Below are 15,145 nucleotides of genomic sequence, written 5' to 3'. Positions count from 1 at the left end.
GTCTCTCGAGGGTGATGTCCAAAGGTTGGTCACGCGGCGTTACCAGCCGCGAAACCGCCGGCGGCGAAGCCTCCGGCACGTACTCCCGACCCCCGTCGGTGTCGGAGAGCAACGAAAACCCGCCTGCCGATCACCGCACGGCCACTTCGCGGTCCGGTACGGTCAGGCATCTGTCAGGTCGCTGTCAGTTCAATTGTCAGGTCAATCAGGAGCCGGCCGGCCAGCCGACGACCAGCCGACCGGCCGGCGCGCGGCTGCGGGTCGTGACGAGGCCCGCGCGGCGCATGCTGCGACGGTCGAGGAGGACGAGGTGAACGGTGTCGCGACGACCACCGCACCCGCGGCGGCATCACCTGTACCGCGGACGGGCGGGAGCGCGGTGAACCCACGGCGGTCCCAGTGCGGCGGCGCGAGCCGCGCGGGCGGGACGGCGGCATGATCCTGCGGGCCCGTCGCATCGAGCGGCTGGAGGAACATCCCAACCTCCGCGGCATTCTCGGCATCCTCGCCCAACTCGTCCACACCACCGACACGGAGCTCGTCTCGCTCGCCGGCGCCTGGCGTAACTCGGGGTACCTCGCCGCAGCCCGGGACAAGGCGCTCTCCCCCGACTCGCCATTGATCGTCGAGGTGCTGGCCGCCTTCGACGCGTTGAGCGCGATCTACGCCGACGACCTCACCGGCGCGGAGTACGTCACCGTCGAACCGACGATCGCCGCCACGGCTCTGCGCGCGATGCGCGACGCGGTCGCCGCCTCCTACGCCCGGCCCATCCTCGGCCGCGCGGAGTATGCGGCGCTGATGCGTCCGTGGCGTACGGTCTACCCCCGCGCGCGCGCACACGAACCCGACCTCGGCCCGGCCGCGGCGGACGTGAAGCGGGTTCTCGCGGCACTCCCGGTCCTCGCCGGGCGCTGCCACGATCCAGACAGCCTCGAGGTCTTCGACGGCCTGCTGGTGTCCGCGCTCACCCGCGACGACTCCGCGCACCAGATGGCGATGGACGCCGCCTTCGCGAGCGCCGTGGTGACCGGGCGTCGCCGGGTGTGGACCCTGGTCCGGCGCAGCGCCGCCGAGGGCTTCTGGCGGTTGTGCCCGTACTGCCGCGGCCATCGGGGCACCGATTCGAGCGAGGACCGGCGGGTCATGGAGCTGTGCGCCGACCTGGCCTGCGCGCTGCTCGTCGAGGATCTCCTCGACGCCGACCAGTTCACCCGGCTGACCAGCCCGCTGCACACGCTCATCCCGTTGCAGCACCGCCGCGGTCGCTGACGCCGCCGCGGTCCGCCCGACTGTCGGTCCGCCCGGCTGTCGGTCCACCGGCCCGGCTCAGCCGGATGCGTCGGGCCGCCACGGCCGGTAGACGATCAGTCGGGCTCCGCCCGGAGTGATGACGATGCGTTCCACCCCCTCCGTGACCTCGCCGTCACAGGCGAACGGCAGCGGGCCGGGCTGACGGGATGAGATCGTGACCCGTTCGACCGTGTGTTGTTCGTACACCCGGCTGCGCCCGAGACGGCCGGTCAGCACCGCCCCCACCAGCCGGAGCCGGGCAAGCGGCGCCGCGGCGTCGACCACCCGCAGGTCCAGCAGCCCTTCGTCAAGGCGGGTGCGGTAGGTGGGGGCGAACCCGCCGGGCTGGTAGATCCCGTTGCCGACGAAGATCAGCCAGACCCGGCGGTACTCGGAGTCGATCTCGACCTCGAACGGCGCTTCGTGGCGCAGCACCCAGCTCAGCGCGATGAGCATCGCCGGCCACTTGCCGATGTGGCGCTCGAACCGTGCACGGATGGCGACCATGTCCGGGTAGCCGCCGAGGCTCGCGGTGTTCACGAAGATACGGGAGAACCGACTGAACGTCGCGCTGATGCCCTCGGCCCGGCCGATGCCGACGGCGACCGCCGAACCCTCCCGTATCGCCTACACCGAGTCACCCGCCTCGGCGAGTCCGACGTCCGCGGCGAAGTGGTTGAGCGTGCCCGCGGGGAAAACCGCCAGCGGCACGCCGTGCGCCAGCGCGGTCTGGGCGGCCGCGTTGATGGTGCCGTCGCCACCGGCGACGCCCAGCACACGGGACCGCGCCGCCACGGACACCAGCGCGGTTCTTACGTCGCCGCCCGCGTCGACCTCGACGACCCGGGCCCTGGGCAGGTCGGCCCGCAGCACGGCGAGCAGGTCCGTGTGGTTACCCGGACCGGAACGGGCGTTCACCACCACCGTGAGGCCGTCGCCGTCGGGCAGGGCGGGCGCCCACGCCGACGCGGGGCTGGCCCGGGCAGGGGCCCACGGCCGACGCGGCATCACCTTCGTCGTCAGCAGGCCCGCCCCGATCCCCAGCAGCACGCCGGCGGCCACGTCCCCGGGATAGTGCACCCCGACGTACACCCGGGAGAACGCCACCGTGGCGGCGAGCGCGGCCACCGGCACTGCCGCGCCGGGCGCGTCCAACGCGACTCCGGTGGCGAAGGCGGCCGCCGACGCCGCGTGCCCGGAGGGGAACGAGAACGTCGTGAGATCCTCGCGAAGCCGCCGCAGCGGGGGAATCGTGTGAGTCGGTGGGCGGTCCCGGCGGAACACCACCTTCATCGGCCCGTTGGCGAGGACGCTCGCGACTCCCAGGGCGAGCAGGCCACGGGCGGCCGCCGGGCGACGGCGTCCCTTCGTCGCACCGAGCGTCCCGGCCACCCCCCACCAGAGCAGACCGTGATCGGCGGCATGAGACAGCCGCGGCAGCACCGGGTCGAGCAGCGGTCTGCCGCCGGCCAGCGCCGCGAACAGCGACCGGTCCGCCCTGGTGAAGGCGTGCAGGAACGTCCGGCCCAGCGCGATGTCACGGCGCATGAGGATCCGGGCGCGCCGACCGACCCGGCTCTCCGCGGGCCAGCGGAGAGCGGTCCCGGTTCCCGGCCTCGTTACCGGCCTTGACCCCACGCCGGCACCGTACCCGTAACGGGGACACCCAGATCAACTGGGATGAACCTCACATCCTCCCGAACCCCGCGGGAGGAGCGAGCAGAAGGAGCTCGCTGTCAGGCCGCGGCTGTCAGAGCGCGCCTGTCAGACCGCGACCGGGGCCTGGCTCGCCCATCTCGGAGCCGGCGGCCATGCCACGCCCCCGGGCCGGGGCAGCGCCCGTCGTGGCTCGACGGTGCGACCTGTCGGCAGGATCTCGCCGGTGTCCTCGAACAGGATCACCCCGTTACACAGCAGGATCCAGCCCTGGTCCCAATGCTGGCTGGCCACCCGGGCGGCGTCACGATCCACACTGTCCGCCGTGGGGCAGGGCGGGGAGTGCGGGCAACCACGTCGCCGGGGTGCGGCTGCGCGTGAGGCGCCGGCGGGCAGGGGATCGGAGGACCGCTCGGGCGAGGATGGCTCCGGGTCGTCGGAGGGCACCGGGGACGCCGATGCCGGGTCTGAAACGCGAACAGCTTGCACGAGCACCAGACGTTACGCCTCTCCGTAAGAAGCGTCACACCGAGGCGCGGGTGAAGGGGCCGACATGTCTGCGACCCCGGCCCGCAAGTCAGCGTGGACAACGGCTGTGACCAGCGCGGATGCGAAACACGGCACATCGGGAACCAGCCGGGCGGACCACGGGGTGCCTACAGCGAGATGCCGGTAACAGGACCGGACCATCGGATCGGTAGGTTACGGGGCGGTGGCCGAGCGGTTCCGCCACCCTGACCGCAACAATGACGTGGGCCGGTTCCGCTGATGCGCCCACCTGCATGAACGGCGCCCGTTGCCCCCGGCGACCGGGCATCGACACGGCAGGGCCACGGACAGGCACCAGTGAACGGCCACGGACCCGGACATGCCCGGCCACAAGGGGGTACGGACGATGGACGGCGCCACGAGTGTCGGTACCGATACCTTCGGGGGCCTCCCCACCGGCGGGGGTTCCGGCCCGCGTGCCGGCGGAAAGCCGGTCGAGGTGTCGGTCGTCATGCCGTGTCTGAACGAGCAGGAGTCGGTCGGCATCTGCGTACACAAGGCCCTTGCGGGACTGGCCACCGCGGGTGCCGCGGGCGAGGTCGTCGTTGTCGACAACGGGTCCACGGACCGGTCGGCGGACGTCGCCGCCGCCGCGGGTGCCCGGGTCGTCCGCGAGACCCGGCGCGGCTACGGCAACGCCTACCTGGCCGGGTTCGCCGCCGCCCGAGGCCGGCTGATCGTGATGGGCGACGCCGACGACTCCTACGACTTCTCAGATCTGGGCGTCCTGCTCGCTCCGCTGCGCGCCGGGCGGGCCGACTACGTGCTCGGGTCGCGCTTCGCCGGGGAGATCCTGCCGGGAGCGATGCCCTGGCTGCACCGTTACGTCGGCAACCCCGCACTCACCGGCATCCTGAACCGGCTGTTCGACGTCCGTTCCTCCGACGCGCACTCGGGCATGCGGGCCTTCAGCCGAGAGGCGTACCTGCGTATGCAGCTGCGCTGCGAGGGGATGGAGCTCGCCTCCGAACTGGTGATCGCCGCGGGCCGCGCCGAGCTGCGGATCGAGGAGGTGCCGATCACCTACCATCCGCGGGTCGGGGCCTCCAAGCTGCACTCCCTGCGGGACGGTTGGCGGCACCTGCGGTTCATGCTGCTGCTGGCGCCGAGGCACCTGTTCGTGCTGCCCGGCCTGGTGCTGCTGGCGCTCGGGATCGCGGGCCAGGCGGCGCTGCTGCCCGGCTCGCTCAATCTCGGCTTCCACCGGCTGGACCTGCACTTCTCGATCCTGTTCGCGCTGCTGGCGCTGCTCGGCTGGCAACTGGTGCTGCTGGGGGTCTGCGCCGACGTCCACAACCACGCCCTCGGCTGGCAGGAGCGCCGCCGCTGGCCACTGCCGCTCATCCACCGCCTGTTCACCCTCGAACGCGGGCTTGCGCTCGGCGCGGGCCTGTTCATCGTCGGATTCGTCGTGGACGTGGTCGTCCTCGTCCGCTGGCTGGCCAACCATCTCGGGCCGCTCAACGAGATGCGCCCGGCACTGCTCGCGATGACACTGATGGTGCTGGGCGCGCAGACCGCCTTCGGATCCTTCTTCCTGCGGCTGCCCCCCGCCGGGCCCAGCGGGGGGCATCAGCGGGCGTCGGCCCGCGGTACTCGTGCCGGCACGGGCCCTGACGCGGGCGCGGTTGCGAGTGCCGGCCCAGGCTCCACCCGGGTCGGGACAGACTCCACCCGGGCCGGGACGAGCGGCCCACGGGCCGACACGCCCGGTCTCGGCCCGTTCTTCGAGGCGCCGGAACACCCGGCCGAGGTCGTCAGGTTCTGAGTCATCATGGCCGTCCTGGGCAGAATGGCTGCCCTGGGCAGACGCCGCTTTCCACCGCTGCCCGGCGACGCCGCGCCCGTCTCCCTACGCGAATCCCGCTGTCCTCGGGGATGACCCCGCGGATGACCTCGCCGCCCCGGGCCGGGTGCCGTCCGGGGAGCACCCCGGCCCGCTCTATGGCCCGAACGCGCGGCGCCGTGCATCGGGTCCGGCCTCCGCCCAGCCGGCCCGACCCGCCCGGCCGGTCACGCGGCATCTACCCTTCGCGGTTCTCCTGGTCGCCGGGATGACGCTGCGGGTGGTCACCGGGCACGCCTACCGGCCGGCGTTCGAGTTCAACGGCGACTCCTATGCCTACCTGCGACTTTCCACCCTGCACGCGCCCGACCCGATGCGGCCGGCCGGCTACCCCGCCTTCCTGCGCCTGCTGTCGCACACCGGCGACCTGTGGTGGGTGACAGTGGTCCAGCACGTCGCGGGCCTGGCGCCCGGGGTGGGGATCTACGTCCTGCTGGTCCACCGCCGAGTGGCGGCCCCGGTAGCGGCCATCGCCGCCGCGCCGGTCCTGCTGGACGCCTACCAGCTTGTCCTCGAGCACTACGTGATGGCCGAGACACTGTTCGCGATCCTGCTGGTCGCCGCGATGATCGCCCTGACCTGGTCGGCACGACCGTCGGTGTGGGCGTGCGGGCTCGCCGGCCTGTTACTGGGCGGGGCGGGCCTGGTCCGCACCATCGGGGTCGCCATGGGTGTGCTCGCGGTGGGCTACCTGCTTCTTCGTCGCGTCGGATGGCTCCGGTCCGCCGCCTTCACCGTGATGCTCGCCGTTCCACTCGTCGGCTACGCGGGCTGGTTCCACACCGCGCACGGGAAATACGCGCTCACCGGTGGGGACGCGGTGTGGATGTACGGCCGGGTGGCACCGATCGCCGAATGTGATCGCCTGCACCTGAGCACACGCCAGCTCGTCCTGTGCTCCCCGCATCCGGTGACGGGGCGGCCCGATCCCAGCTACTACGTCTGGAACGGCAACAGCCCGCACTGGCGGCTCGACATGCCCGACGACAAGCGGGACGCGCTGCTGCACGACTTCACCCGCCAGGTCATCCGGTATCAGTTCGGTGACTACGCCCGGATGGTCGGCGGGGAGATCGCGCACTACTTCGCCCCGGGCCGACCGGTCGGGCACCGCGACTGGCCGGACACGACCTGGCGGTTCCCGACCGGTGACGAACCGCGCTACCTGCACAACAACGAGCCACTGCTCGGCTTCCACGGGGACGCGCCCACCCGCGTCATCCGCGAGCCGTCCGCCGGTTTCCTGCGGAGCTACCAGCGTCTCGTCTTCACGCCCGGTCCGGCCCTGGCCGCGATGATGATCGTCACCATCGCCGCGATCATAACCCCGGACCGGGACCGCCGTGCGTCGCCGGGGAACCACAGCACCCGGCGCCGGGGAGGTCTGCGGGACCGGGCCGCCGAAGATCGACGGCTGCGGGCGGACATGGCCCTCCTCGTGGCGGCCGGGGCCGCCACGCTCATCGTCCCGGCCGCGACGGTGTGCTTCGACTACCGCTACCTGCTCCCCGTCCTCGTGCTCTTCCCGCCTGCCGCCGCGCTCGCGACCCGCCGCTTCGTACTGCTCAGTCGAGCCCCAACCGGGGTGCCTCGATCGCCGGGCAGGTGTCCATGACGACGTCCAGCCCGGCCTCGCCCGCACGCGCCGCGGCAGCCTCGTCCCGCACACCGAGCTGGAGCCAGACACCCTTCGCGCCGATCTTCACTGCCTCGTCGACGACCGGGCCGGCGAACTCCGACCGGACAAACAGGTCGACGACGTCGACGGGGAACGGGATCTCGCTCAACGTCGCGTATCCCTGCTCCCCCGCGACCGTAGGTGCCGAGGGGTGCACAGGTACAACACGCTTGCCGTGCCGTCGCAGGTAGTCCGCAATGCTGTAGGCGGTCCGGCGGGTGTCGTTGGACAGCCCCACCACCGCCCAGACCTCGGTATCGGTGAGCATGCGGCGAATGGTGTCGTCGTCTCCGAAGCGCATACCTGCATAACCGCCCATGCCACCCGGTTCATCCGGACCGCGGAAGGGCTTCTCGGCTCCCGGCAATGATGGCTACCGTTTCCCCGCATGGGGGCGAGAAGCGCGAGCCCCGGTGGAGGCGGGCGCATAGGATCTTCACGTGGAGAACGTGGAGCTTTCCCCGCTTCCGGCCGCCGGAGGACGGCTGGCCGGCGGGACGGGAGCCGGCGGTGAGTGACAAGCACGAGGTGACGCTGTCCGCCTCGGCCGAGCGGGACCTGTCGAAGCTGGCCGAGCTCACCCGCGGCGAGGTCCGCCGGTTCCTCGACGGTGCCCTGCGCGACGATCCGCGCAAGGCCGGCACTCCGATCCCCGGCGAGCAGGTCGGCATGCACGAGGCCAGCGGGCGGACCTGGCGGATCCTCTACCGGATCGACGCCAACACCTGTTCTGTGCGCGTCATGGTCGTCGCGCCGCGAGGAGCCCGCTCCCGGGTCGTGCCGACGATCGGCAACGCCCGCCCCGCCACCGGATGGCGCCGCGTCTGAACCTGTGGGAGCGGAGGCGGTCAGCGGTCACGAGACTCGTACGGTCAGTCAGGTAACGTTGACGCCGAAGTCCAGGGCGATCCCGCGCAACCCGGAGGCGTATCCCTGGCCGACGGCGCGGAACTTCCACTCCCCACCGTAGCGGTACAGCTCGCCGAAGATCATCGCCGTCTCCGTGGAGGCATCCTCGGTGAGGTCATAACGGGCCACCTCCGCGCCGTTCGTCGCGTCCGTCACCCGGATGAACGCGTTACGGATCTGGCCGAAGGCCTGCCGACGCGAGTCGGCATCGTAGATGGACACGGTGAACACGACCTTCGCCGCCTGCGGGGTCAGCGTCCGCAGGTCGACGTTGATCTGCTCGTCGTCACCGCCGCCGCCACCGACCAGGTTGTCACCCAGGTGCTTCACCGCACCGTCCGGACTCACCAGATTGTTGAAGAACACGAAATAGCCGTCGGAAAGGACCCGGCCGGCGTCATTCACAATGATCGCGCTGGCGTCGAGGTCGTAGGCGGCACCGGTGGTCTGCCGCACCTGCCACCCCAGGCCCACCGTCACCGCAGTGAGGTTGGGGACGACCTTGCTCAGCGAGACATTGCCGCCCTTGGACAGCGACACGGAGGTCATATCCTCACCCTAATACCAATTGGTCCCCGCCCTGCCGACCGGCGGGCCCTACGGCTCGATCAGGCGCCACCGGTCTGGTGTTCCCGGCTCGGAACGCGCCGCGCCGGTTGCCTCCAGCGTCGCGAGATACGACGTCGTGTCCATCACGGCGTTCTGCAGCGCCACCCCCCGCAGGTTCCGGAACGGCCGATGCCAGGTCACGTACCCGGCGACGTCCCAGACCCGCGAGGCACCCGCGCGCAGTCCCTCGACGACCTCGGACAGCCGGCCGGCGTGATGCGCGTCGAGCTCCGCGAGCCGGCGCTCCAGCCCGGTGAACCGGTGCTCGTGCGCCGGCAGCACCTCCTCGGCCGGCAGGCCCCGCAGCCGGGCCAGCGAGCGCAGGTAGTCGCCCAGCGGATCAGGAGCAGCCTCCTCCGGCGCGGGTACCCCGACCGCCGTCGAGGGCAGGACGTGGTCCCCGGAGAACAGCAGCCGGTTGGTCGGCTCCCAGAAGCAGAGGTGTCCCGGCGAATGGCCCGGTGTCCACAGTGCGGTGAGATCCCAGCCCGGGATGTCCGGCCGGTCGCCGTCCTCGATGAGGATGTCGGGTCGCGGCAGGCCCCGGGCCGGCTGCTGGTAGCCCGCCAGCAGGCGCTCGGTCATCTCGGCGGGCGCCCCAGCCCGGGTCATCAGCTCGGAGATCCGGTCAGCGTAACCATGTTCGAAGTGCCGGAGCATCGCCTCGTCCAGGGGATGCAACGAGACCCACGCCCCGGATGCCTCCCGGATCCGGGGCGCCAGGCCGTAGTGGTCCAGGTGCGCATGGGTCACCACGACGCCCTGCACGTCGGCCACCGACATCCTGATCATCGCCAGTCCGGCCTGCAACGCGTCGAACGCCTCGTCGAAGTCCCAGCCGGCGTCCATCAGGAACGGGCCCGTGGAAGTCTCGAAGACGTACACGAACACGTGCGCCGGTTTGGCCCAGGGCAGCGGGACGGGGATACTCCACAATCCCGGACGCACCTGCTCGACCGGCGGCGGGGGTCGACGCCACCGCGCGGCACCGTCCCGGCCGGCCCGCTCCACGGCCGGCTTCACGGCCGGCTGCGGCCCGGTCTGACGCGGCACACCGACATCCCCGAGAGCAGCGTCCACGACCTCACCCACCCGTTTTCTCCGGCGCCCGGCGGCGCGTGCATCGCGTACCGCGGCGCCCCGGGCCTGCAACACCCGTCTCTGGGCCTGCGCCACCCGTCTTTGGATGATGCCGCGCCCCTGATCGTTCCCCATCCGCGACGAATGGTCGTCGCGGTGATACCTTCACCACCCGACGAAACCTTGGCGCGTCCTGGCCAATCTGTCGTGCTATACCGTGCCGTCCGGTACCCCCCGAACCGGGCGGCACCATACTTTCCCACCGCCACCGCTGCCACCACCGCGCCGATCAGGAGGGGCAGGGCAGAACGGTGAGGGATCCCGGTGCCCGGGAACGCCGCCCGTCGAGATCGGTCACCGTAGCCGTGTAGGTGATCGCCCCGGCCACACGGGCCGGGCCCACCGGGCCGGACCACGTCGACCGGTTACCCGTCGCCCGGTCAAGGACCAGCGACACACTCGCCCTGCCTCCGTCGGGGAGGCTCACCACGAGCTCCACGGCGAAGATGCCGGTCGCGTCGACGACGGACACCGTCACCGTGGACACCGCTGCCGGGGACACCGCTGCCGGGGACACCGCTGCCGGGGACGCGGTCGCCGGGGAGGCGGTCGACCTGGCGGCCGGCGCGCAGCCGGACGGGTACAGCGTCGTCGGCGCCGCAACCATCGATACCACCTGTGGCGAGCCGTCGACCCTGGCGGTGACCCGCACGTCGCCCCCGCCGCCCCCCTCGCGGGGCCTGATCGGAACGGTCACGTCGATCGGTCCGGACGGTGCCGCCGCCCGGTCAAGAGTGATCACCAGGGGGACGACGGCCCCGGATCGATCCGCGACCGGCCGGGCATCACGATGAGCCAGGACGGGCTGGCGCCGATCATGACGTCGACCGGCGCCGTGCCCTCGCCACGCAGGTCAAGCCGCCAGACGGAGTCGACGTCACCCAGGTCGGCCCTGGTCGAGCTCAGGCCGAGGGCCGGGCCGGAGGGCCGCGGAGCGACCGGGACGGCCGGTGACCCAGGCGGCGGTCCGGTCCGCGGTCTCGCGGCGGTCGGGGCGACCCGCGGCGGAACCGACCCGAGGCCGGCACTCGGGGAGGCCACGGGCGCGGTGGGAAGGGCTGGACCGGCACCCGGCCGAGCAGTGACCGGGGCTGCCGCCGTCACGTCCGCCGGCCCGTCCTCGTCACCGGGCACGGGTGCCGGCGGTGCGACCGGCGCACCCGGCCTGCCTCCGGAGGAACCCGCACGATGGTCGCCGGCCATCCGCCCACGCACAACCACCAGACCCGCAACGATGACGACCAACGCAACCACTACAGCAATGATGCGTCCCCACCGGATCGGCAGGATCCGGCCTGAACGCCCCCAGGGAGAACGGTGACGTCCCGGCGATCCCGGGCCCCCCGCACCATCATGCGTCATCATGACGAGATTAAGCCGACGGATTCTCGCTAGGGGACCAATTCGCTCGTTTCCGTCACGAAGTACGCTGAGATCTCTCTCGACCCTCGGGCCGAGGCGGGATGCCCCGATTCTCCCCGTTACCCCCGTTGTCGCCGTTACTCCCGTTGTCGCCGGCCTCCCGGCTCTCCCCGGTCCGCCGGCTGCGGAGCCGGCCGGGCGGCCCGCCCCGCAGCCGGCGCCCCCACCAGACCCACCATGCCAACGTCTGGGTCACCAGCGCGAAGCCGAACAGCAGATCCTCGACCGGAGCGTGTGCGATCCGCGGGCCGAGGATCCGGCGGGGGTCGTAGACGACGACGCCGAACCCGGTGAGGATCCCGTTGGAGATCAACTGGAACAATGCGATGATCGCGTAGGAAGTCCAGAAAACCCGCCGGGTCAGCAGCCGGGTCCGCAGGACCCACAGGTCCATCGCGATCGCCAGCGCGACCCCGACGACCGCTAGGGCCGTGTAGCTCACGGCCGATCACCATCGGGAGTCCCACCGGAACGCGTCGCGCTCGGATGGGCGGGCTCGTCGCCGACGTCCCAGCCCCGCACCGCGCGCACGGCCTCCAGCGTCAGGATCGCGCACATCGGCACCACGACGAAGAACAGCAGCTCCTCCAGGGGAAGGCTCCCCGGAAGCAGGACCCCGGTGATGCGGCGCCGGTCGAAGCTCCAGTGCCCCGCGGAGACGGCGAACAGGTCCCAGGCAACGAAGATCACGATGACGGGGGCGAGGGTCAGCAGCAGCCGAACCGGCCGGGCGTACACCCGGGTGCCCAGAAACACCTCGAGCGGCGCCGTTCCGAGCAGGCATCCCGCCAGGACCGCGAGGTAGCTCAGATGGCGCATCGGTGGCTGGGGCGGAGGCTCGGACGGCGCATCGACAACTCTCAGACGGCTCTCAGACAGCGCGCAGACGCCGAGCGAGGGCAACGGCGCTCGCGGCCGGATCCTCGGCCCCGGTGAGGCCCCGCACGACCACCACGCGGCGCGCTCCCGTCGCGAGGATCTCATCCAGGGTATCCGGACCGACGCCGCCGGTGACGAACCACGGCTTCACGCCCGGGACGAACGGAGGAGCGTGCCGCGCGGCCAGCCGGGGCAGGCCCAGGCCGACCGGCGGCCGGCCCTCCTTGGTGGGCGTGGCGTGCACCGGCCCCACGCACACGTAGTCGACGTCGGGGTCGGCGAGCGCCGCGAGGAACTGGTCGAGATCGTGCGTCGACTGTCCGATCAGCACGTCCGGGCCCACCAGGCGCCGGGCGAACCGCGGCGGGATATCGCCCTGACCGGCGTGCAGGATGTCGACCCCGGCGAAGGCGGCGAGGTCGGCACGGTCATTCGCGCTGACCAGCACTCCCCTGGCGCCAGCGGCGGCCTGCACCCGCCGCAGCCCGCCGAGCTCCTCGTCCCATTCGAGCCCCTTCTCCCGGAGCTGGATCAGATCGACCCCGGGGGCCTCGGGCGTGCCGACCACGGCGCTCAGGAAGGCGTCGAACTCGGCCCGACGCGGCGTGCACAGGTACAGGCGGGCGTCGGCCAGCCGCCGCAACCGGTCCGCCCGGGCCGGCCCACCGGCGCGCGGCGACGATCCCTCAACCTCCGGCGACAGCACGCACGATCTCCAGGATGTCGCCGTCGGCGAGCCGGACGGCGGGCATCTCGGACGGCGTCAGCGCCACGCCATTGTGCTCGACCACCACCGAACCGGACGGCAGGCCCAGCTCGGCGAGCAGGTCGGGCAGCGGCTGGCCACTCGGGATGCCCCGCGGCGCACCATTGACGACGACCCGCGCCCGGGCGAGCGGCTCCAGGTGCGCACGCGGGTGCGAGTGCGAGTGCGAGTGCAGCGGACGATCGACCATTTTTCGACCCTACGGGAGCAGCGCCCGCCGTGCGGGCGGTGGGTACGGCCGGGACCGGGCCGGGGCTAGAAGGCCGACGCCTGGGCCCGCCGTTTGACCTCCTTGCCACGGTTCTCGATGAGTGCCTGCATGGGGGTGCCCGGCAGGCTCGGATCCTCCCGGAAGATCCAGTCGAGCGCCTCCTCATCGGTGAACCCCGCGTCGGCCAGCACCGTGAGCAATCCGGGCAGCCCCTTGACGACGGCGCCGTCCCGGATGAAATCGGCAGGCACCCGCAGGACGCCCCCCTCCCGCTGGGCCAGCAGCGTCCGGTCGCGCACCATCTGCCGGACACGGGTCACGGGAACCTGCAGCTGATCGGCGACGTCAGGCAGGGTCAGCCAGTCCATGGTCAAGAGTAAACACCCAAGTCTCGATGGCGTCGTACGGTGCCGGCGCGGCCGCGGACGTTGGCCGCGCCCCTCGGCGACCGGATGACCAGGCAGTTCCCGGCCGGGACAGTCCGGCCGGAACGGGTCAGAGCGGAGCCACCTGGGCGCCGCCCGCGGCCGCCGAGCGCACCGCCGCCTCCAGCACCGCGACCACCGGACGGGCGGTCTCCACGCCGTAGCCGGACAGCGGCCAGCCCGAGACGAGACAGTCCGCCAAGTCCCGGTGAAACATACTGCCCGAGGTGGGTGCCAGCGGGATGTGGCTGCGCACCCCGTCATGAGTGATCAGCATGAGCGACCCGGCCTCCGCCTCGAGCACCCCCGCCTCGAGCATCTCGGCCTCGGACCGGCGACCGGCGTGCCGTCCCAACCGCGGCACCAGCTTCCCCTCCCCGTCCCGGAAAGCCCCGCCGTCCCGGAAAGCCCCGCCGTCCCGGGAAGCCCCGCCGTCCAAGATCAGCGATCCGGTGGACCCGAGCACCTCGAACCGCGGGCGCCGGGCCACCGTCAGATCGGAGACCGTGACCTGCGCCTCGGCCCCGCTCGCGAAACGCAGCAGCAGCCGGCTGTGGTCAGCGTTGCTGACGTGGTGCCAGACCCGCTTGACGGTGGACGCACTGACCCATTCGACGGGCTCGTCGACGAGGGCGAGGATCTGGTCGACGCAGGCGCTGCCCCGGTCATGGAGCTGCCCACCACTGATCCGCTCGTCGTCGTGCCAGGTGCCGGCCGGCCGGCGGAACCCGCCCCGGTGGGCGTCCAGCCGCAGCGGCTCGCCGACGGCGCCGCGGTGCACGACGGCGCGGACCGCCCGGTAGCCCGGGTCGTCCCGACCCTCCGGATACACCGCGAGCACCAGGGACCGGGCCTCCGCGAGCTCCGCAAGCTGGTCGGCGTCCGGGGTCGACAGGCAGAGCGGGGCGTGCACGACGACGTGTTTGCCGGCCTCCAGCGCACGACCGGCCCATTCGAGCCGGGTGTGGGTCGGTGTGGCCACGATGACGACCCCGAGATCGGGATCGTTGACCAGGTCGTCCGGGTCGTCAACGCGGCGCGGCGGGCGACCCGCCGCGTGCGCCGGGAGCCGGCCGGCACCGCCGTCACAGAGGGCGGCGAGTTCCAGGCCCTCGGTCGCGTCCACCGCCGAGTGGTGCGTCCCGGTGGTGTCCGGGGTGCCCAGCAGCCCGACCCTGGCCGGCGCGGCGTCGAGCACGCCGAGGCAGTGCCGCAGCCAACGTCCCACAAGCCGGTGGTAGGCGGGATCGGCGAGCACGGCGGGACCGGTACCCAGGGTGAATATGCCGAGGCCCGTGGAGGGCCGCCAGGTGCAGACGGGATGCTCGCCCATCTCGTGCCGGACCAGGAGCAGCCGCTCCACGTCGTCGGCAATCTTGTCGGGGATGATCCAGCTCTCCCGGGGGCGGAAGTCCGCGGACCGGGCCATGACCGCGCCGCCCTGCGGCCCGACGGTCAACCGCAGGCCGTAGGGCGCGGTGGTCCGCCCCGGGATGAGACCGGACGCCTCGATGAGCGGACTTCCCGGCGGCAGCGCCCGCATGGTCGGCCCGGCGAGCAGGACCGGGACGGTCTGCCGGGCCCGGTCCAGCAACTCCTGCTCGACGTGGTCGAGCGGACGGTCGATGAGCACGAGAAGCGCGTCGGCCGACCGTGCCGAGGTCGGGCCGAGACCCGCTGCCCGCAAATGGTCGCCGAGCGCGTTCACACCGGCCAGGTTCGACACCAGGTGAATGCGAGGCAGGTCTCCGCACTCTAGTAC

The 15,145-nt window shown here is 72.1% G+C and carries 17 protein-coding genes and 1 pseudogene; 4 read left to right on the top strand and 14 right to left on the bottom strand.

Features of this window, described 5'->3' with window-relative positions; genetic code table 11:
• The first annotated feature begins 435 nt into the window (after positions 1-435).
• The gene (locus AC08OQ_RS10175) at positions 436-1,272 is read left to right on the top strand and encodes a hypothetical protein (RefSeq protein WP_476600308.1); all 837 of its coding nucleotides are present in this window, start codon (positions 436-438) and stop codon (positions 1,270-1,272) included.
• A gap of 57 nt (positions 1,273-1,329) precedes the next feature.
• On the opposite strand, the gene AC08OQ_RS10170 is transcribed toward AC08OQ_RS10175, so the two are convergent.
• The 3 genes from AC08OQ_RS10170 to AC08OQ_RS10160 all read right to left on the bottom strand — a co-directional run bounded on the left by AC08OQ_RS10170 (position 1,330) and on the right by AC08OQ_RS10160 (position 3,396).
• Positions 1,330-1,833: a diacylglycerol/lipid kinase family protein gene (locus tag AC08OQ_RS10170; RefSeq protein WP_476600285.1), complete on the bottom strand. Its 504-nt coding sequence runs from the start codon at positions 1,831-1,833 to the stop codon at positions 1,330-1,332.
• An 87-nt stretch (positions 1,834-1,920) separates the two neighbouring features.
• Entirely contained in the window at positions 1,921-2,841 is a 921-nt protein-coding gene (locus AC08OQ_RS10165) for a phosphatase PAP2 family protein (protein WP_476605080.1), read from the bottom strand.
• A gap of 216 nt (positions 2,842-3,057) precedes the next feature.
• Positions 3,058-3,396, bottom strand: coding sequence for a DUF5999 family protein (locus AC08OQ_RS10160; protein WP_476605079.1), 339 nt, complete (start codon positions 3,394-3,396; stop codon positions 3,058-3,060).
• A 448-nt stretch (positions 3,397-3,844) separates the two neighbouring features.
• Between AC08OQ_RS10160 and AC08OQ_RS10155 the strand changes: the two genes are divergently transcribed.
• A complete protein-coding gene (locus AC08OQ_RS10155) occupies positions 3,845-5,266 on the top strand; it encodes a glycosyltransferase family 2 protein (protein WP_476600310.1) in 1,422 nt (473 codons plus the stop codon).
• A gap of 6 nt (positions 5,267-5,272) precedes the next feature.
• A pseudogene (locus AC08OQ_RS10150) lies at positions 5,273-6,959 on the top strand (hypothetical protein).
• Here AC08OQ_RS10150 and AC08OQ_RS10145 read toward each other — a convergent pair.
• Positions 6,910-7,341, bottom strand: a complete 432-nt coding sequence (locus AC08OQ_RS10145) for a CoA-binding protein (protein ID WP_462187970.1) — start codon at positions 7,339-7,341, stop codon at positions 6,910-6,912. The pseudogene AC08OQ_RS10150 and the gene AC08OQ_RS10145 sit on opposite strands and share 50 nt — an antisense overlap.
• A gap of 191 nt (positions 7,342-7,532) precedes the next feature.
• Between AC08OQ_RS10145 and AC08OQ_RS10140 the strand changes: the two genes are divergently transcribed.
• Positions 7,533-7,850 carry a type II toxin-antitoxin system RelE family toxin gene (locus tag AC08OQ_RS10140; RefSeq protein WP_462187969.1) on the top strand — a complete coding sequence of 106 codons (318 nt, stop codon included), beginning with the start codon at positions 7,533-7,535 and terminating at the stop codon, positions 7,848-7,850.
• Between the two features lie 48 nt (positions 7,851-7,898).
• Here the strand turns inward: AC08OQ_RS10140 and AC08OQ_RS10135 are convergent, their stop codons facing one another.
• From AC08OQ_RS10135 to AC08OQ_RS10090, 10 genes are all read right to left on the bottom strand, one after another.
• A complete protein-coding gene (locus tag AC08OQ_RS10135) occupies positions 7,899-8,480 on the bottom strand; it encodes a TerD family protein (protein ID WP_476600292.1) in 582 nt (193 codons plus the stop codon).
• A gap of 48 nt (positions 8,481-8,528) precedes the next feature.
• Positions 8,529-9,632, bottom strand: coding sequence for an MBL fold metallo-hydrolase (locus tag AC08OQ_RS10130; RefSeq protein WP_476600294.1), 1,104 nt, complete (start codon positions 9,630-9,632; stop codon positions 8,529-8,531).
• Between the two features lie 277 nt (positions 9,633-9,909).
• Complete coding sequence (locus AC08OQ_RS10125; RefSeq protein WP_476600296.1) at positions 9,910-10,422, bottom strand: hypothetical protein; 513 nt, start codon at positions 10,420-10,422, stop codon at positions 9,910-9,912.
• The gene (locus tag AC08OQ_RS10120; protein WP_476605078.1) at positions 10,419-10,934 is read right to left on the bottom strand and encodes a hypothetical protein; all 516 of its coding nucleotides are present in this window, start codon (positions 10,932-10,934) and stop codon (positions 10,419-10,421) included. The genes AC08OQ_RS10125 and AC08OQ_RS10120 overlap by 4 nt, the downstream gene beginning before the upstream one ends.
• A gap of 163 nt (positions 10,935-11,097) precedes the next feature.
• On the bottom strand, positions 11,098-11,544 hold the full coding sequence (locus AC08OQ_RS10115) for a lycopene cyclase domain-containing protein (protein WP_476600300.1): 447 nt from the start codon (positions 11,542-11,544) through the stop codon (positions 11,098-11,100).
• Complete coding sequence (locus AC08OQ_RS10110; RefSeq protein WP_462203265.1) at positions 11,541-11,921, bottom strand: lycopene cyclase domain-containing protein; 381 nt, start codon at positions 11,919-11,921, stop codon at positions 11,541-11,543. The genes AC08OQ_RS10115 and AC08OQ_RS10110 overlap by 4 nt, the downstream gene beginning before the upstream one ends.
• 52 nt (positions 11,922-11,973) lie before the next feature.
• Positions 11,974-12,687, bottom strand: coding sequence for a thiamine phosphate synthase (locus AC08OQ_RS10105; RefSeq protein ID WP_476600302.1), 714 nt, complete (start codon positions 12,685-12,687; stop codon positions 11,974-11,976).
• Positions 12,668-12,937, bottom strand: a complete 270-nt coding sequence (thiS, locus tag AC08OQ_RS10100) for a sulfur carrier protein ThiS (RefSeq protein WP_476600304.1) — start codon at positions 12,935-12,937, stop codon at positions 12,668-12,670. The genes AC08OQ_RS10105 and thiS overlap by 20 nt, the downstream gene beginning before the upstream one ends.
• 65 nt (positions 12,938-13,002) lie before the next feature.
• Positions 13,003-13,326 carry an Rv2175c family DNA-binding protein gene (locus AC08OQ_RS10095; protein ID WP_476600306.1) on the bottom strand — a complete coding sequence of 108 codons (324 nt, stop codon included), beginning with the start codon at positions 13,324-13,326 and terminating at the stop codon, positions 13,003-13,005.
• Positions 13,327-13,453: 127 nt separating this feature from the next.
• Entirely contained in the window at positions 13,454-15,127 is a 1,674-nt protein-coding gene (locus AC08OQ_RS10090; RefSeq protein WP_476600311.1) for a Gfo/Idh/MocA family protein, read from the bottom strand.
• Positions 15,128-15,145: the final 18 nt, after the last annotated feature.

This window comes from Frankia sp. CcCS3 (assembly GCF_977927575.1).
This window is presented reverse-complemented; position numbering and strand designations above follow the sequence as displayed.